This window comes from Paenibacillus sp. URB8-2, assembly GCF_013393385.1.
In the GTDB taxonomy this organism is placed as follows: Bacteria; Bacillota; Bacilli; order Paenibacillales; family Paenibacillaceae; genus Paenibacillus_AQ.
Genome location: NZ_AP023239.1, coordinates 2,063,283 through 2,089,785, shown reverse-complemented (window position 1 = coordinate 2,089,785; position 26,503 = coordinate 2,063,283). Strand labels below are relative to the sequence as shown.

The 26,503-nt window shown below is 50.9% G+C and carries 22 protein-coding genes and 2 pseudogenes; 12 read left to right on the top strand and 12 right to left on the bottom strand.

Annotated elements, in window-relative coordinates; translation table 11 throughout:
- Positions 1-434: 434 nt before the first annotated feature.
- Positions 435-1,550, bottom strand: coding sequence for an IS110 family RNA-guided transposase (locus PUR_RS09465; RefSeq protein ID WP_179033711.1), 1,116 nt, complete (start codon positions 1,548-1,550; stop codon positions 435-437).
- Positions 1,551-1,699: 149 nt separating this feature from the next.
- Complete coding sequence (locus PUR_RS09460) at positions 1,700-2,002, bottom strand: YunC family protein (RefSeq protein ID WP_179035027.1); 303 nt, start codon at positions 2,000-2,002, stop codon at positions 1,700-1,702.
- A gap of 202 nt (positions 2,003-2,204) precedes the next feature.
- On the opposite strand from PUR_RS09460, the gene PUR_RS09455 reads away from it, so the two are divergent.
- Positions 2,205-2,714 carry a hypothetical protein gene (locus tag PUR_RS09455; protein WP_179035026.1) on the top strand — a complete coding sequence of 170 codons (510 nt, stop codon included), beginning with the start codon at positions 2,205-2,207 and terminating at the stop codon, positions 2,712-2,714.
- A gap of 120 nt (positions 2,715-2,834) precedes the next feature.
- Here PUR_RS09455 and PUR_RS09450 read toward each other — a convergent pair whose 3' ends face one another.
- From PUR_RS09450 to tnpA, 3 genes and pseudogenes are all read right to left on the bottom strand, one after another.
- On the bottom strand, positions 2,835-3,218 hold the full coding sequence (locus PUR_RS09450; RefSeq protein ID WP_179035025.1) for a DUF423 domain-containing protein: 384 nt from the start codon (positions 3,216-3,218) through the stop codon (positions 2,835-2,837).
- 351 nt (positions 3,219-3,569) lie between these two features.
- Positions 3,570-4,739: an RNA-guided endonuclease InsQ/TnpB family protein gene (locus tag PUR_RS09445; protein ID WP_179035024.1), complete on the bottom strand. Its 1,170-nt coding sequence runs from the start codon at positions 4,737-4,739 to the stop codon at positions 3,570-3,572.
- Positions 4,736-5,146: pseudogene (gene tnpA, locus PUR_RS09440) on the bottom strand (IS200/IS605 family transposase). The gene PUR_RS09445 and the pseudogene tnpA overlap by 4 nt, the downstream one beginning before the upstream one ends.
- Before the next feature lie 167 nt (positions 5,147-5,313).
- Here tnpA and PUR_RS09435 point away from each other — a divergent pair.
- Complete coding sequence (locus tag PUR_RS09435) at positions 5,314-5,754, top strand: hypothetical protein (RefSeq protein ID WP_179035023.1); 441 nt, start codon at positions 5,314-5,316, stop codon at positions 5,752-5,754.
- 135 nt (positions 5,755-5,889) lie between these two features.
- On the opposite strand, the gene PUR_RS09430 is transcribed toward PUR_RS09435, so the two are convergent.
- The gene (locus PUR_RS09430; RefSeq protein ID WP_179035022.1) at positions 5,890-6,804 is read right to left on the bottom strand and encodes a hypothetical protein; all 915 of its coding nucleotides are present in this window, start codon (positions 6,802-6,804) and stop codon (positions 5,890-5,892) included.
- 100 nt (positions 6,805-6,904) lie between these two features.
- Positions 6,905-7,939 (bottom strand): stalk domain-containing protein, encoded by a 1,035-nt coding sequence (locus PUR_RS09425; RefSeq protein WP_179035021.1) that lies wholly within the window; start codon positions 7,937-7,939, stop codon positions 6,905-6,907.
- A gap of 445 nt (positions 7,940-8,384) precedes the next feature.
- Here PUR_RS09425 and yhbH point away from each other — a divergent pair, with 445 nt between their 5' ends.
- Positions 8,385-9,548: a sporulation protein YhbH gene (yhbH, locus tag PUR_RS09420; RefSeq protein WP_179035020.1), complete on the top strand. Its 1,164-nt coding sequence runs from the start codon at positions 8,385-8,387 to the stop codon at positions 9,546-9,548.
- A gap of 176 nt (positions 9,549-9,724) precedes the next feature.
- On the opposite strand, the gene PUR_RS09415 is transcribed toward yhbH, so the two are convergent.
- From PUR_RS09415 to PUR_RS09405, 3 genes are all read right to left on the bottom strand, one after another.
- The gene (locus PUR_RS09415; RefSeq protein ID WP_179035019.1) at positions 9,725-10,570 is read right to left on the bottom strand and encodes a sugar ABC transporter permease; all 846 of its coding nucleotides are present in this window, start codon (positions 10,568-10,570) and stop codon (positions 9,725-9,727) included.
- On the bottom strand, positions 10,567-11,880 hold the full coding sequence (locus tag PUR_RS09410; RefSeq protein WP_179035018.1) for a carbohydrate ABC transporter permease: 1,314 nt from the start codon (positions 11,878-11,880) through the stop codon (positions 10,567-10,569). Before PUR_RS09410 ends, PUR_RS09415 begins: the two co-directional genes overlap by 4 nt.
- An 85-nt stretch (positions 11,881-11,965) precedes the next feature.
- A complete protein-coding gene (locus PUR_RS09405) occupies positions 11,966-13,285 on the bottom strand; it encodes a sugar ABC transporter substrate-binding protein (protein WP_179035017.1) in 1,320 nt (439 codons plus the stop codon).
- A gap of 700 nt (positions 13,286-13,985) precedes the next feature.
- Between PUR_RS09405 and PUR_RS09400 the strand changes: the two genes are divergently transcribed.
- The 6 genes from PUR_RS09400 to PUR_RS09375 all read left to right on the top strand — a co-directional run bounded on the left by PUR_RS09400 (position 13,986) and on the right by PUR_RS09375 (position 22,161).
- A complete protein-coding gene (locus PUR_RS09400; RefSeq protein WP_179035016.1) occupies positions 13,986-15,734 on the top strand; it encodes an alpha-glycosidase in 1,749 nt (582 codons plus the stop codon).
- A 106-nt stretch (positions 15,735-15,840) separates the two neighbouring features.
- The gene (locus PUR_RS09395) at positions 15,841-16,878 is read left to right on the top strand and encodes a LacI family DNA-binding transcriptional regulator (RefSeq protein WP_179035015.1); all 1,038 of its coding nucleotides are present in this window, start codon (positions 15,841-15,843) and stop codon (positions 16,876-16,878) included.
- A gap of 115 nt (positions 16,879-16,993) precedes the next feature.
- The gene (pgmB, locus tag PUR_RS09390; RefSeq protein WP_179035014.1) at positions 16,994-17,656 is read left to right on the top strand and encodes a beta-phosphoglucomutase; all 663 of its coding nucleotides are present in this window, start codon (positions 16,994-16,996) and stop codon (positions 17,654-17,656) included.
- Between the two features lie 59 nt (positions 17,657-17,715).
- Complete coding sequence (locus PUR_RS09385) at positions 17,716-20,034, top strand: glycoside hydrolase family 65 protein (protein ID WP_179035013.1); 2,319 nt, start codon at positions 17,716-17,718, stop codon at positions 20,032-20,034.
- A 195-nt stretch (positions 20,035-20,229) separates the two neighbouring features.
- The gene (locus PUR_RS09380; protein ID WP_179035012.1) at positions 20,230-21,093 is read left to right on the top strand and encodes an AraC family transcriptional regulator; all 864 of its coding nucleotides are present in this window, start codon (positions 20,230-20,232) and stop codon (positions 21,091-21,093) included.
- 204 nt (positions 21,094-21,297) lie between these two features.
- Positions 21,298-22,161, top strand: a complete 864-nt coding sequence (locus PUR_RS09375) for a DegV family protein (protein WP_179035011.1) — start codon at positions 21,298-21,300, stop codon at positions 22,159-22,161.
- Between the two features lie 45 nt (positions 22,162-22,206).
- On the opposite strand, the gene PUR_RS09370 is transcribed toward PUR_RS09375, so the two are convergent.
- Positions 22,207-23,769 (bottom strand): ATP-binding protein, encoded by a 1,563-nt coding sequence (locus PUR_RS09370; protein ID WP_179035010.1) that lies wholly within the window; start codon positions 23,767-23,769, stop codon positions 22,207-22,209.
- Positions 23,770-24,032: 263 nt separating this feature from the next.
- Between PUR_RS09370 and PUR_RS09365 the strand changes: the two are divergent.
- From PUR_RS09365 to PUR_RS09355, 3 genes and pseudogenes are all read left to right on the top strand, one after another.
- Positions 24,033-24,186 (top strand): annotated as a pseudogene (locus PUR_RS09365) (SpoVR family protein); the annotation flags it as partial.
- Positions 24,187-24,276: 90 nt separating this feature from the next.
- Positions 24,277-24,669, top strand: coding sequence for a hypothetical protein (locus tag PUR_RS09360; RefSeq protein WP_232101789.1), 393 nt, complete (start codon positions 24,277-24,279; stop codon positions 24,667-24,669).
- Positions 24,659-25,045 (top strand): retropepsin-like aspartic protease, encoded by a 387-nt coding sequence (locus PUR_RS09355; protein WP_179035008.1) that lies wholly within the window; start codon positions 24,659-24,661, stop codon positions 25,043-25,045. Before PUR_RS09360 ends, PUR_RS09355 begins: the two co-directional genes overlap by 11 nt.
- A 72-nt stretch (positions 25,046-25,117) precedes the next feature.
- On the opposite strand, the gene PUR_RS09350 is transcribed toward PUR_RS09355, so the two are convergent.
- Positions 25,118-26,161, bottom strand: coding sequence for a hypothetical protein (locus PUR_RS09350; RefSeq protein WP_179035007.1), 1,044 nt, complete (start codon positions 26,159-26,161; stop codon positions 25,118-25,120).
- Positions 26,162-26,503 lie beyond the last annotated feature (342 nt).

Genomic DNA, 26,503 nt, shown 5'->3' with positions numbered 1-26,503 from the left:
GTAAAATCCGGCGGAACGCTGATCATCAAGAAGAAACGGCTTCGCCGTCCTTTTAGCAGCTTAAGCTTCCGAAGTGGCGATACGAGTATCGCTTTTAGGTACCGTTTCTCGTAGAAATATAAGTCAAAATGTTAAGCGCACAGCTTATACAGTCTGCTATGAACAAATCTGTCAAGCACACAGTTACACACAGGGGCTAAATGGCTCGGCACGGGACAAAAATGCAGTCGTCGGCTTGCACACTGCTATTCGTGGGTTGGATACCACAGGGTAAGCCTTCGTATGGAGAGCTTCCGCAAACTTAGAACGCACGTCCTGGGATGAATCCCGGGTGCAAGAATGTATCGCGGATTCTCTCCAACCTTTTCTTTTGTCCCGGGCCCAGCCTTCCAGCCCGGACGTTCTGCTTCTGCCTGTTGCAGAGGGAGATGACTCTAGTGGGCCGCAGCGCTCTCCACTTCGCAGGCCACCGCCCACACAAACCCGCATAATTCACGCGCCACTGCGGCCACCGCCAGATTCTTCGCCTTACCTCGTTGTACCAGCTTCCGGTATTTCGTATGCAACCGTTCCTGGGCCTTCCATGAAATCAGCTGAATCTGCGGGTTTAATTCTTCCTGTCGCTTGGCGATTTCGCCCCGCACCGCCGGCTTGTGCCGGTAGCTCCACGCCGCTTCCACCAGCAAACGCCGCGCATGCCGGTTCCCCGTCTTTGTCAGTTTCCCCCGCCGCACACTCTGCCCTGACGAATACTCCCTCGGCACCAGCCCCAGGTACGCCATCAGTTGCATCGGGCTGCGAAAACGCCGGAAACTGCCGATTTCGGCCACCAGCGACACCGCCGTCACGAATGCCACCCCTCGCAACCCTTGCAGCGCCTTGACCAACGCTCCGTTCGCGCCCTGGGCGGCCTGCTCCAAAAGTCCCGTTTCGATCCTCTTCAGCCGCTCTTCTCCTTCTTTCACGGCGTGCAAATATTCCCGAAACGTTATCGCTTGCGCTTCCTGCTCCAGCTTCAGCCCTTCCAGCCACAGCCGGTAGCGTTTCGTCCATCTACGTTTAATTCCCGCCGGCGGTGTGATTGAGTACCGCAACAGAAACTTCAGCAGCCGCTGCTTCGCCCGGTGCAGATCTTCCCGGGCGTCTTCCCGCGCCCGCACCAGGTCCCGCAGCGCTTCGTCTTCCGCGCTTGGCACGTAGACCCCGCTCAGTTCGCCGGCCCGAAGCAGCTCCGAAAGGCGCAAAGCATCCCGTCGGTCCGTCTTGACCTGATCTCCACGCCGTACCGGGATGAGCGATGGCGCCACCACCATGCAACGCACACCCAGGCTCGTCAGCAAACGGTGCAGTCCGTAGCCTGTCGGTCCAGCCTCGTAGCAAATCTCCAGATCTCCCTTTTTTCCCAGTTGTTTCAGCAGTTTGCGGATCGCTCCAGCTTCGTGCTTGATCGCTCCCACATAGCGGGCGGCGTCTCTGCCGCTTTCCGCTACCGCCACCGCTATTGTTTCTTTCGATACATCCAATCCTACATATTTTGTGGTATAATTCATTCCAACCAGCTCCTTTGCTTGTAGCTCTGAAATGGGGGTTCTCGCTTCCATTTTAACCTACGTCCTGCAAACGTGAGCTGGCCTTTTTGTTCATCTTAACTTATATTTTGAAAAAGGGGCCCTTTGGCCCCATTCCACTGTGTGTTTCTCTACAGCATCTTAAGCAAAGCTTCGGATCCGGTCATGCCCGGAACGATTCCAAGCTTCTCCGCTTCGAACGTAACGGATTCCAGCGGAGCGGCGAGCAGCTGCTCCAAGGTGCGCACTCCCACCGCTCTGCCGGCAATGATTCCCCGATCCGCAAGACGTTCGTTAAGCAATCCGACATCAAGCGCGCCGCACATAATATAACCTTTATCGGTGCTGATCGTCAGCAGCGTCGTTTTGGGCAGCTTTACTTCGACGCCAAGCATGATATAATCGCCAACCGCAACAGGCTCCAAAGTCACCATCAACAGGCACCTCCCATATTATTTCCCCGCTCTATGTGTATTCCTGCATTGAAGACGGCGTGTGGACGTTGGTCCCGATTTCTCGGGATAATTAGGAGACAAAAGGCCCATTCACTTAAAATTATACTATATAATTATTTCGCATTTAATGTTATAGTTTGTTTACAAAGAACCATTCCTAAGGATAAAAGCTGGGGGATTTATGGACAAAAAAACACTAAGCGCAGACGATCATTATCTGTTTAACATCGACATCTTGATTAATGCCCGTACCAACCCGCTTGCTTTACAATATTTGCTTGAACTGATGAACGGCAGCGATGTTGTAGCTGATTTCAAAATCAAATCGGAACTTCCCTTGGGAAAAAAGATCGACAGCCTGCTGAATCCGCCCAAAACGTTGTCCAAGTATGAAAGTGCTCTACTAAAGAAGCTATCGGGCTATAAGTCTTCCATTCCGGCTTCGTCTTCGAAAGCTGCGTCTCCCCCGCCGGCGACCATAGAAAGCCCCGCAGACGCCTTCGGACAGATTCGCGCGTTTATCCGGGATAACCGGCTGGTCCGGTTAAGGGCCAACCGTCAGGGCAAGCAGATGTCGCTCCCGTGCCGCATTCTAAATTTTGACGAAGAGACAAGCACTATTAATGTCTATCATGTAGACGAGAAGCAGGTATACACGTTCAGGCTGAATGAAATCGACGAGTTTTTGTAAAAACAAACGAGGGTGCCTTTAGACCATGAGCTGGTCTAAAGGCACCCTCGTTGCTTAAGCGCATATGATCGGCTCAGTGAGGTTCAGGCGCGCTCTTTTGGCGGAACGTCCGTCCTTCCATCAGCTTGCCTTTCTCCGAGACCAGCCCTCCAGAGCAAACAGCAGCCAACCGGCAATGAAACATACTCCGCCCAGGGGCGTTATAGCCCCCAGAACCTTGATTCCGGAAATACTCAGCGCATAGAGGCTGCCCGAGAACAGGACGATGCCGGCAAGCAGCAATCCGCCGGACCAGCGGAGCCGGCCGCTTTCGCCCCATTGTCCAGCGGCAAGGCCGACAATCAGCAGACCCAGCGCATGCATCATGTGATACTGGACGCCCGTTTCATAAACCGCCAACGCCCTTTCATCGAGCGAGGCTCTCAGGATATGGGCTCCGAAAGCGCCGACGGCTACCGCCAGCATGGCGAGCAGGGCCCCCCAAGTCATAAATGTCCGCTGCAAAGACTGACAACTCCTTATCATGTGCCGTGAATAACGAGGCTTTTGCGGCACGCGTATCGAATACTTCTATCATAACGGATGCAATGCCTTCAAATCCAGTGTTCACCTTTTTACAAAGGACCTTGCATTTCTGGCCGCGTTGTGAAAAATAGGTAATAGCATATACATAATGAACCTCCCCTGCTTACACTTTGCTTAGAAGCAGGAGTTTCTTACCAGCCCCTACCGTTACTTTCGATAAGCACATAGGTTGGCTATCTGCTTTCGCTGAATGCGGAAATCTAACGGCAGGGTTCAGTAAGCAACACTTGTACAAGTGGGTGGGAACTCACCTTCTACTACTTCTCGCACTCACGCGATCCGTAGATACTTGATTTCTTTCGTTTCGCCCAAATAACGGATATCTCCATGCAGATACTTGGATAATATCCCTTTGCTCCCATGCACATCCCGGTGTTCAGTATAGCCACAGGAACAGTTGTAATTTCGGGTGGACGTCTTTTTTCTTCGACCGCAACAAGGACATTGTTGGCTGGTGTAGCTTTCATTTATCTTTTTTATGGCGATTCCCTTGGCTTCCAGTTTGTAGCCAAGCTGCTTCTGAATCTTGCCAAAGCTCCAGTTGGATAGCTTTTGATTTAATGTCTTTCTCTTCTTCTTTTTCGTGTTCCGCTGCACGCCGTCCACTTGGCCGACAATCGTCTCTTTGACCTCGTTTTCCGTGCACCATTCTACGAATTGCCTTGTGGTTTTGTGGATGGCATCATTCAGTTGGCGCTCGCTTTTGCTGAGTATGTATTTTTTAGTCCGGTTGTATTTTTTCCATTGCCGGCTGCCTTTTTGGCATTTGCTCATGAGCTTTTGGATCTCGGCCAGCTTCTTGTTTCTCAGCCTGTGAATGCTTCTTACTTTTCTTCCGGTGATGATGATCGACTTGTTTTCGGTGGTCGTTGCCGTGATGGAATGGATTTCCCCCAGGTCAACGCCTACGGTCTGGCTGCCTGGATTCTCTGCTGCCGCTTGTCCGTCATCATAACTCATGGAAATCATCAGTTTCCGGTCATACACCAGCTCGATTTCCTTGATGTCCGCTTCCGGCATACGCGGGACGGTGATTTTAATCGGCTGCTGGCGCTTGCCGCTTTGGATACCCAGACTTAAGTAGATCGTGTTGCCCTCGATTTTGAATGCTTGATCCACCCACTTGCTGTTGAAGTGCTTCTTCTTTTTGTAAGGGTATTTGGTGCGCAGGCCCTGCTTTCTGGCTTGTTTTGCACTATCTCTGGCAAAGAGATATTTATGGCAAACCGCCTGTAGCGACTGGGAATGCAGAGGAAACTGATTTTTGAGCGCCGCTTGAAGTTCCGTTTTCCCGATCCACTTTCCATCGTGCTGTAGGGCATAGTCCTTAGCGATGACCAGACACTGGTTCCAAACTTCCGCTGAAATCCGGTTACACGCAAACAAACGTTCCAGATCCGTTTTGGAGGTGTGGAATGGTGTTTTGACACATCGGATCATTTGGTTTTCGCCTTCTTTCCCTGATTTTCAATATAGGTTTTCAATACGTCCAAGGGAGCGCCGCCCACAGTAGTTAGGCAGAAGCTTTGCGACCAAAAGTACTCTTTCCACAGCTTCGTTTTGGCTTCGGGAAAATCTTTTTTGATGAGGCGAGAACTGGCACTTTTATAGGCATTGATAAATTTGGATAGTTCGGTGTTGGGATGCGCCTTGAAAAGTACATGAATGTGATCGTTATCGTGATTCCACTAGCTCAGCGTAATATGATAGTTTTCTCCAATCCGTTCAAAAATGGCCTTAGCATACTCGGAGATCTCGTCGGAAAGCACTTTTTCGCGGTATTTAATGCTGAGGATGAGATGGTAGTTTAAGGAGAATACCGAGTGATTATTTGAATCTAATTTCATTGATACACCAGCCTTATATCTAACTAAGACTGATTATATCAAATGATCGCGACGCAGAGCAATAATTTTCCATTCAGAGCTGACCGAAATTCATCCCCTCCCTGTAGAGGAAGGGGACTTCTCTCGGAATGCAGTTAAATCATTCGTAAAGGAGCAGACTTAAGCCTATGGATGAACATGAATTCCCGAAAAAAGACACGCCGCAAATCGAACCCTATCCCGGCGCCTCCGCCTTCGCTCCATACCCCGAGGAACAGCGAAAGCTCAAGCATTCCGGTCCGGGCATCGCCTCCTTTGTCATCGGGGTGGTGACACTTGCGGGATACATCGTTACCTTCATCGTCGCCGGAGCCATGGTCGGACCCGCGATGAATGAAACAAGCATGCTGAATGGCCAATCGGGCGGGGCTTTCCTGTTTCTAGGCATGGCAGTGCTTGCGCTAGCGGCGCTTAATTTCATCGGCGTAGTGGTAGGGATCATCGGTCTTGCCCTGCGCGGAAGGCGCAAAGTATTCGGGGTCATCGGAACGATTATCAACGGAATTATACTGCTTGTGTTCCTGCTGCTCATTGCGGTCGTCCTGATGAGTGCTGGCGCCCTGCAGTAGAATCGGAAGCTATTGCCTTCCTCCAAAAATGCAGCTTCGAACGCAGAACGGCCCCTCTGCTTGTCTCCGGAAGCTTCGGAAGACAAGGCCTGAGGGGCCGTTTTGTCCTTCAAGCGTGTGCGCTCTTTCCTTCGTTTAGCGGTTCACCAGCGAATTCAATGAAGCGAAGGCATGCGGCGGAAATCCTTCCGTGGCATCGCCGTACGGGATATTCATTTTAATAATATAGCCCTGCCCGCCGGATTCTTTGACGATATACTTTTTTATCCCGTTATTGCCGGTCGCAGTCAGAAACAGCCGGGTGCCTTGCATAGCCTGTTCTCTCTCTTCTCCTTTAAGCTCCTTGACCTCTCCGGTCTTGGACAGCTCTTCACGCCCTTCTAGGAGCAGATAGTCGAGGTTGAAGTCGGCTGGAAGCTTCTCGATATCGGCGTAATAGTCGGAATCCACCTTCAGATAAAGCCTGCCCTTCGCCGGATCGAAGCTGAGAATGTCGAACACATACAGCGCATAACCGTCGCCCGAAGCGAGCGTAGCGGTCTTCTCTTCCCGGTTGCCTTCAAGCGTAAGCGCCAACTGCTTCGTGCGCGGCAATTCGGACGAGTTATCCGCGCTTCCTTTCGAAGCGCTCAGCTTGGTGAGCACCCGCTGCTTGATCGAAGTGTCGCCTGCTACCTCTTTTTCCACGTATTCAAAGGCGACCTTGTCCTCTTCATTCAGCATTTCCGGCATATTCTCCATTCCGGCACCGAGTTCAAAGGCAAGCGGACCTTCTTCCGTCTGGATTTCTATTGAATGGTTATCGATTTGTCCATTGTATATGCCCGTTCCTTTAATAACCTGCGTCTCTCCGTCCGCCGGCTGGCTCGGCAAGAGGGACGGTTCGGGCGCCGTGGTCGGTTCGGGACTGGCCGTGGCTGCGGTGGTCGGCGAAGCCGTGACGGGCGCATCCGTGGGGTCTGCGGCTGGCTTATCTCCCGTGCAAGCCGTAAGGGCAAGCAAAAATACGGCAAAAGCAGCCGCGGCCGAAATGGAACGTTGTGGTTTCATGTAGTTCTGCCTCCTTAAGGTTCTCGTGCGATGCACACTTACCCTTTTAACGTCCCACCCCGCGCTAAGGTTGCAAATGGTTTTCACCGATGATGAAGAATTACTGGTAAAAAGAAAACGAGACGGACTTGGCGGTGTAAGCTCCGTTCTGCAAAGTGTACGTTACAACGGCTTCACCGAGATAGTTCTCTATGCCCTCCGCGCCTGCGAGTATGGCGACAAGCTTGCCGCCGCGCACTTCGTATTTAATGATGGAACCGAAGGTTAGACCGCCTGGCGATTCCCCGTCGCTCTCCTGCTTGTCCAAATGCCGTTCCCAGACCGTTCCGTCCGCCGTTACACGGATCACGGTATCTTTGCCTGCGCGTTCCACGGTGGAAACCAGCCTTTGTCGGGCGGCTTCAAGCGGATCCTGTATCCGGATTTCTTTAAACGTTCGGCTGTCGACAACATGCGGTTCTTCAAGATAAACACCCGTTCCGCTTCCCGCATTAAGCAGAATAATCGCTTCCGGCCTCCCGTCGCCGCTAATATCTTGGGCCAGCAGCTGCGGAGGCGATCCCACAGTGTAGGGATTGCGCCATAAAGGAAAGGATTTCAGCATTCCGTTCCACTCCAAAGTGATGCCCATGTACTCCCCTTTATCCTCCGACATGGCAAAAAGACGGTTTCGGGTTCCGGGTACGGATGCAACGGCCATCCGCTTCTGTATGACCGACACTTTGTTGTTCGTTTGATCCCATGAGATGTCGGCTCCGGCCATTTCGGCGATAAACCGCAGCGGCAGCATCACCTCTCCATCCTTAACAGCGATTACCGCTCCCAGCGGATAACGCTTGTCCATATCGTCGGCATAGCCGGTCCCCGGCTTGAAATTGAAGACGCCTCCGCGGTCCACCCAGAGTCTGGCTAACCCTTCGTCCGGGAGCCAGCTTGCGGATAATCCATTCAGCTTCGAGATCAAATCGATGGATACGAAGGTAACCCCGTTCTCAATATAGGAAGGCACGGTTGTGCGGACGGATTCGCCGTTCCAGTCTATTGCAACACCGCCCGTCCCGGAAGCCGATGCCGCAGAGGGGGAAAAGGGTATAAGCAGGGCGGAGAGCAGTAGCGCGGCAGCTTTAAGTTTCATTGAAGAAGCTCCTTTTAGCAGGGATTTCTTTTATTATAATGAAAACCGCTTACCCAAGAGTTACCAAACGTTTACAAGTTTGAACACTGAGTGATTAAGCTGCACAAAAAACGGACCCGCTCCGGGGTCTGTCTCCTGCAATCTCTAATGGGAAGCGCTGTATGCGATTCTGCCGTTAACTATCGTCATTCGGGCTTTGGCGACAGTATTTCTTCCGGTTCTGCCAAAATATCGCGGTCCATTACAGTGAAGTCGGATCGGGTCCTTCATCCTGCCATCTCCGCTACTTTAAGCGCACATATCCCTCGCCCCTGTGAATATACTTTAGTTACAACTAACGGCTTACCTCGCCTCGGCTCTCAGCCGAACTCTATCCCATATGCCGGTTCGCGCCTAAGCCGCGATTGAATTTCGTTTTTCCATATTCCATGGGAGGTGGTCCTCTTTGTCGCAATCATCACAGCCCTTTTCGTTCGTCGTCTCGAAAGAAGACTGGTCCCTGCACCGTAAAGGCCATCAGGATCAGGAACGTCACCAGCAGAAGGTCAAGGAAGCGATCAAAAGCAATCTGCCCGATCTCGTTACGGAAGAAAATATTATCATGTCCGATGGAAAGCAAATTGTAAAAGTGCCGATCCGCAGTCTGGATGAGTACCGGATCATTTATAATTACCGCAAGCAAAAGCATGTCGGCCAAGGCGACGGAGACAGCCAAATCGGAGATGTTCTGGGACGGGAACCATCCCAAGCAGGTCCGGGCAAAGGAGATAAAGCGGGCGATCAGCCGGGTCAGGACCTGGTAGAGGCGGAAGTCGATCTGGAGGATTTGGAGGATATTCTGTTTCAGGAATTCGAGCTGCCGCATCTGAAGCCGAAGGACAAGGAAGAGATCGAAGTGCAATCCATCGTCTTTAACGATATCCGCAAAAAAGGCATGATGTCCAACATCGACAAAAAACGCACCTTGCTTGAAAACCTGCGGCGCAACGGCAGAAGAGGCAAGCCGGGAATCCACGGCATCAGCCCCGACGACCTGCGCTACAAGACTTGGGACGAAACGACCATTCCGCATTCCAATGCGGTCATCATCGCCATGATGGATACCTCGGGCAGTATGGGAACCTTTGAAAAATACTGCGCCCGCAGCTTCTTTTTCTGGATGACCCGCTTCCTGCGCCGCCAGTACGAGAAGGTCGAGATCGTCTTTCTGGCCCATCATACGGAAGCAAAAGAGGTCACTGAGCATGATTTCTTCACCCGGGGCGAGAGCGGCGGCACGATCTGTTCGTCGGCGTATCAAAAAGCGCTGGATATCATCGACAAGCGCTATCCGCCTTCCAAGTACAACATATACCCTTTCCATTTCTCCGACGGCGACAACTTAAGCTCCGATAACGAGCGCTGCGTCAAGCTGATCGGGGAGCTCCTGAAGCGCAGCAACATCTTCGGCTACGGCGAGGTTAATCAGTATAACCGGAGCAGCACGCTGATGTCCGCATACAAGCATATTAAGCAGCCGCAGTTCATGCACTATGTCATCAAGGACAAGAAAGAAGTGTATCAGGCGCTGAAGACCTTTTTTGGCAAAAAAGAGCCCGCCGGGCGGTAATACATTTTCCCTGGACGCCATGGGAACAGGCCGATTCTTTGACTCTCTCCATCAAGCCTGCGGAGCATACAAAACGGAAAACGAAGTTTATTACCTAAAAAAGCCTCCCTGCTATAAAAGCGGGAAGCTTTTTACTATTTTCTTCGAGATAACAACTATTTCCCTTTACTACGGTCTTACCCTTTGCTGGCTCCCGCTGTCAATCCGTCTACCAGCAAGCGCTGGAGGAAGGCGAACAATATCATAATCGGAACAGCAATCAGTACGGCTCCGGCCGAGAACAGGGTGAAGTTGGAGTTCTGGATGGTATTGACCATGTCCCACATCCCAACCGCGACAGTCCAGTTTTCCTTCGTCCGCAGAATCAGCCGTGCGAAAATGAAGTCAACCCACGGTCCGACAAACTGGGTCAGTGCCATATAAGTAATCATTGGACGTGATAATGGCAGAATAATTCTTGTGAAGATGCCGAAGTTGCTTGCCCCGTCAATCCGCGCGGCCTCGTCAAGTGAACGGGGAATCGTATCGAGAAAGCCTTTGGCGATGAACGTTCCCGTGAGAGGAGCGCCGGCCGCGTAGACGATAATTAGCGCCAGATGAGTATCCAGAAGATGAAACTCCTTCAGCAGCAAATAAATGGCGATCATACTCATAAAGCCGGGGAACATGCCGAGAATCAGCAGCGTGGACAACGCTGTCTGACGTCCCTTAAAACGAAATCTCGATACCGCATAGCTTGTCAGCAGAATCAACAATACGCCGATCACCATAGAACAAAGAGCGATCTTCAACGTATTCATGTACCATGTGCCGAACAAATAGACCTGAGAGGTAAAGAGCTCTTTATAATGGACAAGCGTTAGCTGATCCGGAATAAAACGCTTGCTGTACAGCGACTTTCCGGGCCGAAGCGATCCGAGAACAATCCATATCGCCGGATACAAAGCGGATATCGCCAGCACAATCAGGATGATATAACTCACAGCCAGACGAATGATATTGGCCAATTTACGTCCGATCATTGGATCATGTCCTCCTGTTTGAAAGAATTGGTCCGGCGGTAGTTGTATATGGAAAAGGAAGCGATGATGATAAAGATAATAATCCCAACGGCGGCCGCCATGTTGTTTTTGTTCTGGTCAAGCGTTAATTTATACAACCATGTTACGAGCAAATCCGTTGAACCTGCATACTGATAGTTCCCGTTTACCGGATTTCCGCCCGTAAGCAGAAAAATCGCGTTAAAGTTGTTAATATTGCCCGCAAACTGCGTAATGAGCGTAGGAGCGGTGGTGAACAGAACCATTGGCAGAGTGACAATGCGGAATTTTTGAAAATTGGAAGCTCCGTCTACCTCAGCCGCTTCGTACATATCCCGCGGAATCGTGGTAAGAACGCCCATAATCAGCAGCATGGACACCGGTATGCCAACCCACATATTCACAATGATTACAGTTACCTTGGCCCAAAATGGATCGGTTAGCCACGGCAGCCCGCCAAGTCCGAAATATCTCAGGTATTGATTGATCGGGCCGAATTGCCCATTGAACAGATTACGCATGAGCAGCAGGGAGATCAGCTGCGGAACAGCATACGGAATAATCAGAATCGCTCTCCAGAAACCCTTGAATCTTATACCCTGCTGGCTGATCAGCAATGCTACCAGCAGACCTCCGAAATAGGTTGTAACCGTCGATAAAATTGCCCATATGATTGTCCAGGTCAGGACCCCGTAAAAAGTATGGCTCCATGTCTTCAGTGCGAGTAAATTGCGGAATGTTTCGAAGCCGACCCAATCCACAAGCTTCGCCGGCGGAACGTGCGAGGGGGCGGAATAGTTCGTAAAGGCAATCAGGATCATGAAGATAATCGGCATAATGGTGAAGAACAGGATACCGACCGCGGGAAGAATCAGAAAGGTTTCCGCAAATTTATAATCCTTTACATAGCGGAATGATTGTTTGAAATTGTTAACCGCAATTCCGGCTTCCCGCTTCTTGGCGGTTTGGAATGCATCCCTGATGTTCATAAACCAGGCGATCAGAAACAAAATTAGAATAAACAAGGTAATCAAGCTCTGAATCAAAATATAAATGGAATGGTCTCCGGGCACCATTTTCGTGATACCGTTCACTTTTGCCAAATGGTTGGGCGTATCTCCCAAAGTGACGATCCCCCACAAGGCTCTTCCCAAATTTCCGACAAAATAATAGATACAAGCCGATTCAATCATTAATAAAATGATACCTTTAACGAATTGGCGGTTGTATATTTGTCCGAGTCCCATAAAAATCGTCGACAGTATCGTGGCTGTTGCGCGTTGTCGCCGCATCCTTCTCCGCTCTCCTCTCCCGGGGAATTTATATCGCCCGCCAGGCTTGGCGCGGCGGGCGATAGTGATTCCTTTTATCCACAGATTATTGAGCTGCGGCTCCATTGTTTAAATCCTTGATTTGCTGAACCGCTTTGTCCATTGCCGCCTTCGGATCGGCATTTTTATCCCAAATTTCCGGCAGCGCCGCGTTGGCCGGGCTCCACACATTGCTCATCTCCGGTATGGACGGCATAGGCTGGGAATTCTTCGCTTGTTCGGCAAAGGCCGACACATAAGGATCATCCTTAACTTGCGGGTCCTCTAAAGCTTCCTTGTTCGTCGGGATGGAGCCGATAAGCTTATTCAGCAGAAGCTGGGCATCTTTGCCGGTAGCGAACTCAGCATACAATTTGGCTGCATTCGGATACTGCGAATAGGCATTAACTCCGTAGATTTTGATGCCGGAGAATGAAACCGCCGTTTTACCGTCAACCGTAGGCAGTGGAGCTATACCCAACTTGTCTCCAAGTGCTTGTTTATAACCGGCCAGTTCCCACGGACCGTTAATATCCATGGCTACGTCTCCGGAATTGAACAGGCTGCGCTTAATATCCGGGTTGATATCCCCGCTCTTAATCGGCAGAGCCTCTTTTATTTTGACAAAGGCTTTCAAGCCTTCAATGGCTTGATCGGAGTTCAGGCCAATATCGTCCTTGTTTGTGCCGTTATCGCCGTAGACATAACCGCCCGTCGAAGCGATAAACATATAGTTAAAATACAGGTTGCCGACTTCCCACATAATCCCGTATTTATTCTTCGATTTGTCCGTGAACGTCTTGCTGAAAGCAAGTACATCGTCAAAAGACTTCGGGGCTTCCTTCACCAGTGATTTGTTGTAATACAGGGCGTAGGTCTCGGCGGAGCGCGGGTAGCCGTACAGTTCTCCCTCGAAGCTGGCTCCTGTAATCGCGGCCTCGGTGTTGTTCTTTTTGGTTTCCTCGGCAAACACATCGTTTGGAAGGATAAGACTCGCGGCTACCGCTTTGCCGAGATTGTCATGCGGAATAACGATAACATCCGCCCCCAATCCCGAAGGACCGTCCTGAGACAACTTCGTTACTTGATCGGCTGGAGACACTTCTTCGATTTTGACCGGTACATTATATTTTTGGGTAAATTCCTTGGCGATTTGCTCGGTGAACGCCCTTTCTTCTTTACTTTCCCATACCGTCAAAGCAGCTCCGTCTTCGGGTGCGATTTGAGAAGACACTGATCCTGTGTTCGTACCCCCAGAATCGGAAGCGCTTTCTGTAGGCGCACTCGTTTGGGTGGAATTCGCTTCGTTATTGCCGGACCCGCAGGCCGTAATGGAAAGAACCATTGTGAACGCAGCGGCGAGAGTGACAAACTTTTTCATCTTCAATTTCTTTAGCCCCTTTCGTGTTCAATTCCCTTAATTTTTGAGTTGAAGCGATCAAGTTCGGCAGTTTGTGCAAACGATTGCAAAAAAGCTGCCACAGGACCGTAATTCTTATCTTATTTCGTCGAATTAGACAATCCCATAACTTGGAAGCGCTTCATTTCGAACCAATCATACAATAGCATATCTTGTTTGTAAAAACGCTTTCATATAGGATTTCACCTCATTTAGGCTGATTTAACTAGGTAAATCACCTATTACCTTCCCAAGTCAAACGATATCTCCTGTTTTCGTTTCTTTGTTTGAAACATTTATTACTGAACAGCAATATTTATGCATGTTCAGGTTTAACAAGAAAGTCATTTTAAGCAGAGCAAGGCTGCAATAAATCTCTATTCTTCCATGAGCCAGTTCAAAGCAAAAACAAATTTGTGCAAAGGTTTGAATTAACTATTGCCTGAAATCTTGGCCTCATGCTATAATCCTAATCATTCCGGAAGTAATCGCTTTCCCGGATACCAATTTAAAGGCAATGCTACTTGTTACAGGTACATCCTCGGTCGTTTCCCGGCTTTGGATGTGCCTTTTTGTTATGGTTTCCAACCCGTAATCTCCTTGTGCCCTGACAGGGATGGCTTGAATAACGAGGCGTCTTGGAACAAGCAGAGCCCCGTCAATAAATATTTTTGGGAGGTTGTTGTTCATGTTACTGGAAGCTGTCTATCATCGCCCTCGGGTCAACTGGTCCTATGCTTACGATGAGAACACGATTCATCTGCGGCTACGCGCCAAAAAAGGCGATTTAACCGAAGTATTCGCCTGGGTAGGGGACAAATACGCCTGGGATCAAACCAAAGAACTGATTCAAATGACTGTTTTTGCCTCAGACGAGATGTTCGATTATTGGGAATGCGAGTCCGTTCCGCCTTTCCGCCGGCTGAAATACGGCTTTCTGCTGCAAAAGGGCAAAGAGCGGATCTGGATGACGGAAAGCGAATTTCAAGCCGAGCGTCCCTTGAGTCCGTATCGGCTGTTTGAATTCCCTTATATCAACCGCGGCGACGTCTTCGCTCCTCCGGCCTGGGTCAGGGATTCGATCTTTTATCAAATTTTCCCGGAGCGTTTCGCTAACGGTGACCCCGGCCTTGATCCGGAAAACGTTGAGCCTTGGGGCGGCGTTCCGAAACAGGACAACTTTTTCGGAGGCGACCTGCAGGGTGTGATCGATCATCTGGACCACCTGACCGAACTCGGCATTACCGGTATTTACTTTACGCCTGTTTTCGCCGCTGCCTCGAATCACAAATACGACACCGAAGACTACATGAGAGTCGATCCGCATTTCGGCGACACCGAGACGTTAAAACGGCTTGTTGACGCCTGTCACGAAAGAGGAATTCGCGTTCTGCTCGACGCCGTGTTCAATCATTCGGGCAGTACCTTTGCCCCGTTTGTCGACGTCGCCGAGAACGGGGAGAACTCTGTTTATAAGGACTGGTTTCATATCCGCAAGTTTCCGGTTCATTCGGAGAATGGAATTCTTACGTACGATGCCTTTGGCTTTGTGAGAGAAATGCCGAAGCTGAATACAGAACATCCGGACGTCAAGCGTTATCTCCTGGGCGTTGCCGAATACTGGATCAAGGAAGTAGGCATTGACGGCTGGCGTCTGGACGTGGCTAACGAAGTCGATCACGGTTTCTGGCGCGATTTCCGGAAGGTCGTCAAGCAGGCCAACCCCGAAGCGTATATTTTGGGCGAAATTTGGCATGAATCCTCCCCGTGGCTGGAGGGAGACAAATTTGACGCCGTCATGAACTATCCATTTACCGAGGCGGTACTCGATTTCTTCATACGCGGCTCATTGGACTCGGAAGGCTTTGCCCATGCGATCGGCAAGCAGTTATCCCGTTACCCGCTTCAAGCCAGCGAAGTCGCCTTCAATCTTCTGGGCAGCCACGATACCGCCCGCTTGCTGACGCTCGCCGGAAGCGACAAGCGTAAAATGAAACTGGCCGCGCTGTTCCAATTCACATTTATGGGTGCTCCCTGTATCTATTACGGCGATGAGATCGGCCTTGACGGCGGTGAAGATCCAGGCTGCCGAAAATGTATGGAGTGGGACCCGAACAAGCAGGATCACGAGCTGTTCGGCTTCTACCGCAAGCTGATCACCATTCGGAAGAGTCACCCTTCGCTCCGGACAGGTACAATGGCTTTTCTTGAAGCCAAATGCCACGGCAGCAAGCTGGCCTATGAACGCCGGCTGGGAGATGAATCGGTGATTGTGCTTCTTAACAATGAGGATACGGCGCAATCTTTCCGTCTTAATGTAGAGAAGGAACGTTGGAAAGACCTGTTCACCGGAGAAACGCTACGGATAAGCCGGGGCGTATTGTCCGCCAAGCTGCCTGCTTACGGCTTTGCAGTCCTGGGCGCAGCAAATTTATAACTTTTACTTAGCTTTTATGTTCCTCGGCTTACAAGCTCAACTATTTACAATTGGTTGGACTTCGATTAAGATATGCTTAAGCAAACGTTTCCATAAGGAGGCTTCTATGACGGTTACCATCAAGGATGTGGCCAGGAGAGCGGGCGTATCCCCTTCCACGGTCTCCCGGGTTTTGTCGGGCCATCCGAGAATCAGCGCGGAAACCTCCCGCAAGGTCAAGAGCATTATGGAAGAAATGGGCTATCATCCGAACATCATGGCCAAGAGTCTCGTATCGAAGACGACGAACAGTATTTGCATCATCCTCCCGAAGCCGGCTGAAGAATTGTTCTCCAATCTGTTCTTTATGGAATTGATTCGCGGCATTGTCACACAGGCAAGCCGTTCAGGCTACGATGTCCTGATCAGCTCCGGCGCGACGGAAAAAGAAGAACTGGAAGCGGTCTCACGGCTTCTGAAAGGCCGGCGCGTCGACGGCGCGATCCTGCTCTACTCGCGCAAAGACGACGCCGTGATCGATTTTCTCAAGGAAGGCGGCTACCCCTTCGTCCTGGTGGGGCGCAGCGACAAGTATGACGATATCCTGTCGGTAGATACCGATAATATGATGGCGGCTTATGATGCCACGAGTCACCTTATCTCCATGGGACATGAGCGAATTGGCTTCGTCAGCGGACCTCCGAATCTGATCGTTTCCCGAGACCGGCTGGAGGGCTACCGGAAAGCTATGGAGCAGAACGGCCTGGAACTGAAATCCGAATGGATTGTGGAAGGGGAGTTTCTGCAGGACAGCGGCTACCGCGCTATGTCATTCTTCATGAATCTCCCGAGCCGTCCGACGGCGCTTGTTGTGGTGGACGATATCGTTTCCTTCGGCGTACTCCGCGGACTGAACGAACTGAATTACACGGTTCCTGCAGATCTCGCGCTCGTCAGCTTTAACAATATTCCGCTGTCCGAGCTGTCCACTCCGCCGATCAGCAGCATCGATATCGGAATTTACCATCTGGGCTATACCGCTTCCCAAATATTGATTCAAGCGATTCAGAAGCAGAATACCGAACCTGGCTACACGAACCGCTTTATCATTCCCCATCGTTTGATTGTCCGCGAATCCTCCATGTATTCACCCGGCAAGAAATGATGCCGGGAACATGTAAATAAATGAAGCTCTGCATGCTTCATTTGTTTTTTTAAGCTTTGCACAAACGTTTGCACTAACTCCAATAATGGCAATACAAATGTTGAGGAGGATAAAAATGAAAGAAGTCAAAGCTTGCCTGTTCGATCTCGACGGTGTGCTAGTCGATACAGCCAAGTACCATTACATCGCCTGGAAGGAGCTTGCGGATCAGCTCGGTTTCGAGTTCACAGAGAAGGACAACGAGCGGCTGAAAGGCGTGAGCCGCACTGCTTCGCTTAACATCCTGCTGGAAATCGGCGGACTGACTCTGGACGAGGCCGAAAAAGCCAAGCTGGCCGAGAGTAAAAATAACCGCTATGTAGAGTATATTACGAAGATGGACAGCTCGGAGATTCTGCCCGGGGCGCTGGACTTCCTGAAGGAATGCCGCAGCCAGGGAATATTGATCGCACTAGGGTCTGCCAGCAAGAACGCGATGACGATTCTGAACAATACCGGGCTCACCCCATATTTTGACGCGATTATCGACGGAACCAAAACGTCCGCTGCCAAGCCCGATCCGGAAGTGTTCCTGCTGGGAGCCGAAGCGCTCGGGGTCTCTTCCGCCGAATGCGTCGTCTTCGAAGACGCCGAAGCCGGAATCGAGGCCGCGATCCGCGGGGGCATGGCGAGCATAGGCATCGGTTCGCCGGAGACGCTCGGAGCTGCGAACATTGTCGTCCCTTCTCTGCAGGAGATGAGCGTCGCCCGGCTCAAGGAAGCTTTTGCCTCCGTTTAAATTCAGGCATACTAACGATTCATTTTAGATTAAATGTAAATAAAAGGAGACGGTCCGCAATGAAAGCGTATTTAAAAATCGATGAATGGTCCATTATTGAAGACTCGTTCGATCCCCAAACCCAAGAGATTTCCGAAAGCGTATTCAGTTTGGGCAACGGCTATATGGGCGGACGCGCCAATTTTGAAGAGCGGTACAGCGGGCCCAGCCTTCAAGGCAGCTATATGGCCGGTGTGTACTATCCCGACAAGACCCGGGTCGGCTGGTGGAAGAACGGCTATCCCGAGTATTTTGCCAAAGTATTGAACAGCACCAACTGGATTGGCATCGACATCGATATTGATGGCGCTCCGCTGGATCTCGCCGCATGCATTGTATCGGAATTCCGGCGGGTGCTGAACATGAAGGAAGGCACGCTGTCCCGCAGCTTCACCGCTGCCCTCGCGGACGGTAAGGAAGTCAAAGTGGAGAGCATCCGCATCGTCAGCATGACCCGGCGGGAGATCGGAGCCATCCGCTATTCGGTTACACCGCTCAATTTTGCGGGAACGATCACCGTAACCCCTTATTTGGACGGGGACATCAAGAACAAGGATTCCAACTATGACGAGAAGTTCTGGAATGAGGTCGAGAAGAGCAGTTTCCCAGGGGGCGGCTATCTGACCCTGAAGACGAAAAAGCTCGATTTTCATATAACCACGGCCATGGCGTATGATATTGTCGTTGCCGGAGTTAAACTGGAAGCCGACGCCGAACCGGTTCAGCGAGACAAATATGTGGCTAACAACGTCCAGGTTCCGGTGCATCAGGGGGAGCAGGTCGTTATCTACAAATACGCCGCAAGCGTGACTTCCCGCAACTACGGTCTGGGACAGCTCGCCCAGGCGGCACAAAGCGCTCTCCAGTCGGCAAGGGAAGCCGGTTTTGTGGCTCTGCTGACCGAGCAGACGAATGCCTGGAAGGATAAATGGAAAGAAAGCGATATCATTATTGAAGGCGACCCTTCCGCCCAGCAGGCGATCCGCTTCAATATTTTTCAGCTGAACCAGACCTATACTGGAGAGGATGACCGGCTGAATATCGGACCCAAGGGCTTCACCGGTGAAAAATACGGCGGCAGCACCTACTGGGACACGGAAGCCTACTGCGTTCCTTTCTATCTTAGCACCGCGGATTCTTCCATTGCCCGGAACCTGCTGATTTACCGCTACAAACATCTGGAGAAGGCCAAGGAGAATGCCAGCAAGCTCGGCTTCACCAAAGGCGCGCTGTATCCGATGGTGACGATGAACGGCGAGGAATGCCATAACGAATGGGAGATCACTTTTGAGGAAATCCACCGCAACGGGGCTATCGCCTATGCCATCTACAACTATGTAAACTACACCGGCGACAAGTCGTATCTCGGGCAATACGGCCTTGAGGTGCTGGCGGAAATCTCCCGTTTCTGGGAAGAGCGCGTGCACTACGTACCGCATAAAGACAAATACGTCATGCTCGGCGTTACCGGACCGAACGAGTACGAGAACAATGTCAATAACAACTGGTACACGAACCGGATCGCAGCCTGGACGATGGAGTATACGCTGGAAGCGCTCGCCTATTTGCAACAGAATGAAGAATCGCGCTATGGCGAACTGGTTGACAAGCTTGGACTTTTGGAAAGCGAGACGGAGAAATGGCGGGAGATTATCGACAAAATGTACTATCCGGCCGACGAGGAAAAAGGCATCTTCCTGCAGCAGGACGGCTTCCTCGATAAAGTGATTCTCCCGGTCAAGGAACTGGCGCCCGAGCATCTGCCGCTGAACCAGAAATGGTCATGGGACCGCATTCTGCGCTCTTGCTATATCAAGCAGGCCGACGTACTTCAGGGACTCTACTTCCTGAACGACCGCTACGACCTGGAGACGAAAAAACGGAACTTCGACTTCTATGAGCCGATCACCGTCCACGAGTCCTCCCTCTCTCCATGCATCCATTCGATACTCGCCTGCGAGCTCGGATACAAGGAGAAGGCATACGAGATGTACTTGCGCACTTCCAGACTCGATCTGGACAACTACAACAACGATACCGAGGACGGCTGCCATACGACCAGCATGGCCGGCACCTGGATGTCCATTGTACACGGCTTCGGCGGACTGCGTGTTCAAGGCGACCGTCTGATCCTGAAACCGTTCAACCCTGGCCATTGGAAATCATATTCGTTCAAAATCATGTTCCGCGGTTCCCGGCTCAAGGTATCCGTTACCGACCAAGGCGTTACGGTTTCCAACGAAACCGAAACTCCGGCTTCCATCTTGATCTACGATAAAGAGTACACGGTGAACGGACTTGGCGAAGTAACTGCGCAAGGCATCCCTGTAATCATTTAAACGCTGCTGCCGCCCGGCTATTGGCCGGGCGGTTTTATTGTGCGATGCCGCAACGAGAGCAAAGGATCGAGCGCAGCTTCCACATGTGGGTTATACTGGTGTGGATGATCGAGGGATACTGTCCCAAGGGAGCACGGAAGAACAGGACCGGGGCAGCGCTGCATGATAGGATAAATGCAAAGGAGATGGCGAGCGATGGAATGGCTGAACCGCATGAGGGACGCTTTGGATTATATGGAACGCCATATGACGGAACCGGTGAATATGGATGAAATCGCCAAAGCGGCCTGCTCTTCGCCATTCCACTTTCAGCGGATGTTCAATCTGCTAACCGGCGTAACCGTAGCCGAATACATCCGCAAGCGCCGGCTGACGCTGGCCGCGCAGGAGCTGGCGATGACGCCGGTCCGGGTGCTGGACGTTGCGCTCAAATACGGTTACGACTCGCCGGAGGCATTCGCCAAGGCGTTCCGCAAGGCGCACGGGATTACGCCCTCGGCGGCGCGCGAGCCGGGGACCGTTCTGAAAGCTTTTCCCCGCCTCTCCTTCCACTTGTCCTTGAAGGGAGATAAAGAAATGGATTATCGTATCGTACACAAAGAAGTGTTCAAGGTAGTTGGCAAAAAGATGGAGACTTCCTGCCGTGATGGAGAGAACCTGCGGGAGATTCCGCGTTTCTGGCTAAAATGCAACGAGGACGGCACGTATGACAAACTGCTTGAGCTGGGAGAGGGCATCCACGATTTGCTCGGGATATGCGCCGAAATGAATCACGAGCAGGAGACGCTGACTTATTGGATTGCCGTGGAGAACGGTGAACCCGCCCCGGAAGGCTATTCCTCTACCGTCATTCCGGCCGCAACCTGGGCCGTCTTCACTTCGGTCGGCCCCATGCCCAGTGCAATTCAGAGTGTATGGGCACGGATCTTCCAGGAATGGTTCCCGGGCACCGGCTACGAGCATTCGGGCGGACCCGAATTCGAGCTGTATCCGCCCGGGGACCCGTCCTCGGAAGATTACCGCTGCGAGGTATGGGTTCCGGTTATGAAGAAGTCATAAACTGACCAAGCGTATTGAGCAATATAAGAACCGGCCGGGCACACGCAATCTATGTGTCCGGCCGATTTTGATTACATAGGGCATGCAATCTTGAACAGGCTGGAACGGACCATCGCCAGCAGGAGCATAGGGATGTTATAATAAACGTATACGCGATACTTGCTCAGACTCAAGGAGATCCGATCATCGGTGAAGGAGAATTTCATGCCTAACGTTAAAATTTTTACCGACAGCACCTCCGATATGCCGCAAGGCTGGAAAGAAACCTATGATATCGGCGTTATCCCGCTGTATGTTGTGTTTGATGACGCCACTTACAGAGACGGCGTGGATATTACACCGGATCAGGTGTACCGGAAGGTGAGCGCAACCTCCGCGCTGCCCAAGACGGCAGCCCCTTCGCCTGCCGATTTCATGAATGCCTTTGCACCTGCGATTGAGAACGGCGACGACATTGTCTATCTCAGCCTCTCCTCCTCCCTGTCCTCCACCTATCAGAACGCGCGGCTTGCCGCAGAGGAATTTCCTTCCGAACGCGTGAAGGTAGTGGATTCCGGCACATTGTGCGGCGGAATTGCCCTGCTGGCTGTTAAGGCGGCCCAGGCCGCGCTCCATGGCGGCAGCTCCGACGAGATTGTCTCGATGCTGGAGCAGGAACGGAACCGGCTCAGTACGGAATTCGTCATTGATACGCTTGATTATTTACATATGGGCGGCCGCTGTTCCGGCATGCAGAATTTTATCGGCAGCCTGCTCAAGATTCGTCCGGTGCTTCGAATGGTCGACGGCACCATCGTTCCCGTGAGCAAGGTCCGCGGCAAAAAAGAAAAAGCGGTGGAGCAGATGCTCTCCCACGCGCTTTCAGACATCGACCGGATGGACAGGGAACTGCTGATCGTCGCGCATACGCAGGCCGAGGAAGACGCCAAGTATTTGCGTGACGCTCTGGAAGCTGCAGGCGTGAAGGAAATCGTTGTTATTGAAGCGGGCTGCGTTATCGGCAGCCACTGCGGACCGCATACTGTGGGGCTGATGTATCTTAAGAACGAGGATCGCGATCGGCACTGATTTCGCAGCGCCTTGAACCAAAGATTTGAGAAGGTTGGTTTGAATTTATACTTGAACTTCCGCCTCTTCTTTGACAAAGGGCAGCATGAACCTGAAGATGGAACCGCGCCCTTCCTCGCTCTCCACAAAGATCGTGCCGCCCATAAGCTCCACCAGCTGCTTGCAGATGGCCAGCCCCAGCCCGGTGCCGCCGTATTTGCGGTTAATCATCGGATGAAGCTGGGAGAACGACTGAAACAGCAAGCCAAGCTTGTCCTCGGCAATGCCGACCCCAGTATCCCTTACGGAGAATTCCAGCAGATAGTTCGGCGATTCCGGCAGCAGAATGTTCTTGACGGACAGCGTCACGCTTCCCTTCTCGGTGAATTTCAGCGCATTGCCAACCAGGTTGACGATGATCTGCCGGAGACGGCTCGGATCGGCCTTGATGGTCTCCGGGACGCTCGTATCCGCCCACCAGCGAAGGGCCAATCCCTTCTCCTCCGCCTTCGGAGTGAACAGATCGATGATGACGCTAAGCATCTCTCTCAGGCCGAACTGTTCGGGCTCCAGCGGCATTTTGCCGGCTTCGATTTTGCTGAAATCTAGAATGTCGTTCAAAATATTAAGCAGACTGTAGCTGCTGCTGCGCAGGATATCCGCATACGTCCGCTGCTCTTCCCCCAGCTCGCTGTCCAGCAGCAGGTCGGCCATTCCGATCATGCCGTTCATCGGTGTCCGGATCTCGTGGCTGATCATAGCCAGAAACTCCGACTTTGCCCGCGAAGCCTGTTCGGCGGACTCCTTCGCCCTTCTAACTTCCCGCTCGTTCGTAATATCGCTGAAGGCGACGACCGCACCATCAATCTGGCCGCGTTCCATGATGGGAGACACTCTGTAGTTCACCCAGAAGCTGGTGCCGTCCTTGCGCCAGAAAATCTCCTCAATCATGGTCCTTGAAGTCCCGTCCTCGACCGTCATAAGAATCGGGCATTCCTTCGGGCAGTAACGGGAGCCGTCAGGCCGGGTATGATGGATATGCGAGAGGCTGTGTACACCGATGATCTCCTCGCTGGAGTATCCCAGCATGAACATCGCGGTTTTGTTGATGAAGATAATTTTCCCTTCCCTGTCGAGTCCGAAGATGCCTTCCGTTACCGAATCCAGGATCAGGCTCTGCGGGTCTTTAAGCAACGCGTCCAGCTCCGGATAGACGGCCCCGGGCGCGCGCCCTTCATTCTCCGCCACAATCTCGGCAGTGATATTCCGGACAATGGCGAATACGCCAACCACTTCTTCCTTATTCTTAATCGGAATAAATGTCACCTCGGCGGACGCGACGATGCCGGATCTTTGAATGAACTTTAAATGAAACGAAGTCGTATTGCCCGCGGAGGCCAGCACAAAATGACGCCCGGCTTCGGTCCGGCTTCCGAACAAAAGCGCCTTGCTCCAGATACCCCTTATTTCCTCGGGTGCAGCCAGTTGTTCAGCGGAGCGGTTCGCACCGATGGAGCGCCCCCCAAGATCGAGAACGTAGACGCAGTCCGGATGGTGCTCATACAGTGCTCTATATATGCCTTCTTCGGCAATTAGCCGCTTTAAAATGGCTATTTTATCCCTATGCACAGTCTACTTCCTCTCTAAACTAACTAAATGCCTCCGTAAAAAGGCATTGCGACGGGCACTTTGCCATGTAACCGCTTTGCATTGTTGCGATTGTAATCAAATAAAAAGCACCGCCAGCCGATCCGGTAGGCGAAAATAGTCTGCTGGTGTAGATTCGAGTAGAAGTTAAGATTATTATAGCAAAAATTTTGAAAGGTTTAACAGGATATTTTGTTAACTTTCATGGTAAGGCATACTCATAATTAAAGGCTTCTCTCCATATGCGCTTCTCCCAGTCGAACCGGAATATGGTGGAAAGCATGTCGGCCACGGCAGACCGGATCGGCGAGTATGCGATCAAGTACGGGATGGATACCGTCGAAAGTTTCATCGACGCCGTTCTGGCCATCCTGGAGCACATCGACCCGAGTCTGATCCGGCAGGACCAGCCGGGCAACAGCCGTTTTGTTGAGGGGCGGCCGAAGTAGCGCCGGGAATCGGTGCAGGATATCCTGGATGCCAACCCTTATGAGGAACTTTGGCGGCTCGATAAGTGCTTACGCAAAGCAGCTCTCCACGAACGATATGCATCGTTATAGAGAGCTTTTTAATTGCCCATTATCTGATACAATAAAAGGACAAACCGAACTGGAGGTGCCAGCCGTGCAATGGGAAGAAGTTCGTAAGATATATCCCGATCAATACGTCAAGCTGCAAATCCTTGCATCCCATATTGAAGGAAACACCAAGTTTGTAGATGAAGTCGCACTGATTCGTGCCATTCAGGACCCGAAGGAAGCAACCAAAGAACTGCTTAAATCGAAGGACGGCGTGATCGTGTCCCACACTGCAAATGATGAACTGAAGGTCGAGATCCGCACGCTTCGAGGCTTGCGGGGTGTAGTGCAACATGAAAATTGAATACGTCGATGGTTTGCTGCAAACGTCCCTTATCTTGAATTACAAAGGACAAGCTCTGACTATAGACAAACTAGTTATTGATACAGGGGCTTCTCATACCTTGCTATCTGCTGATACTGTAGCAGACATTGGCGTTTACTTTGAGACTGGAGATGAGATCGTTACTGCATTCGGCATTGGTGGTGAAGAAAGTTGCTTTCGCAAAACTATTGATTCGATTCAATTAGGTAGTTTTCAAATCAACGATTACAAGTTGGATATTGGATCGCTTCACGAGAAACTTAAGATCAATGGGTTACTTGGATTGGATGTATTGATGGAAGCTAATATTGTGCTCGATTTGGCAGAGCTTGTTATGTATTCGACGACAAAATAAAAAGATTAGGTTTGGAGATACCTAATCTTCAGGCTGTCGAGAAAGTCTCGATACTGCTCAAGTTGAGCCCCCTTAATTTGTCTCATCAATCCGTCTAAGCCACGCATCGAAATAACTTCTGCTAAGCTCCTCCACCCAATGATTGCATAACAAATAATCTGTTCCATTAATCTTATATGGATCGGCGTAGAATCTGGGATGACCGTTCACATTCCGCTGTTCCGTCATGGATATAGTAGAATCGACCTTTTTTAAAACAGGATAAGTGATATTAAATGTTCTCTTGGCGTAGTCCAGCCGCTGCAACCGCTCAATCTCTTGCTCAGTTAATACATCATTTGCAATCAGACGCTCAAAACTAGAACTAACCAAAGCACCAATCTTAATAACCTCAGACCCTTTAAAAACAGCAGGTAATTTCTTCGTCTTAGTTGCGGTTTTCGGCAAGCTCATAGCCTGCTTATCATCCACGAAGAGATTGTACATTTGTATGCTTCGCATAAATAACTCCGAAGTGTCGGACACAGAATTTGATAAGGTTGTAACCACATTGAAAATCTTCTCCTTGAAGTCCGCATTGCACAGGAGCTCAAAGCGAAAATTCAACCCTTTTCCGTGAAACAGCTCTTGGAGTTCACTTATGTAGAGTTGCAGAGGTTCACGTATCGCAGCAGATATTTTAGGAGCTGCAAATATGATATTTCCAGTATTCAAATTAAAATATCCATGAATTGCCATCGCTGTGCGAATCATTTTCTTCAGTACTCTGGATATCGTCTCTTCCTTTTTCGAACCATAATTCAAGCCATTTTCATGGAAAGCCACATCAATGCCGTATATGTTTTGAACAACGTTCGCCCCTCCTACCTCCATGCCCAAAGCATCAATCTCGGCTTGTTGGAGCAACTGCGAGTAAGAACTGTTTTGCTTAAACAAGTCAAGGCTGTATTTCCCTTTAAAGTATTGGTCTGAATCCTTCATCATACTTTCGACGACAGCATCATTATAAGATTCCCATGACTTCACCGATGGCTTCCAGTTCAATTGGACAAGTTGGCAGTTCTTTGCATGTCTCAGCCATGAGAGCATCAAGGATTCTCCGATTTCAATTTTCAACAGAGCTACACCTCGCTTATTTTTCTAAATACTATCTCCACTCCAAGCGTAACCGAATACACTCCTAACCTGCGAGCAGCCACGACTTGGCATATGAATGTGTCTTAGCTCACCATGGGTGATGCTTACTTGCAGAAGGAGGCAGGGCGAAACCTAATACCACTTCAATTTGACCTATAGTCATAGTCGCTTGTTCCCCTTGGGTGTTCAGTAAAAATCGATAGAGTGAAGTGTATTTTTCAACGTTATTCTCCATACCGTTTTTCGGCTGATCCTTGTTTTTTTCAAAGCATACGGTGTTGTAGCTTTAGAAGCTCTTCAGCAATCGTCTCCTTTTGTTCC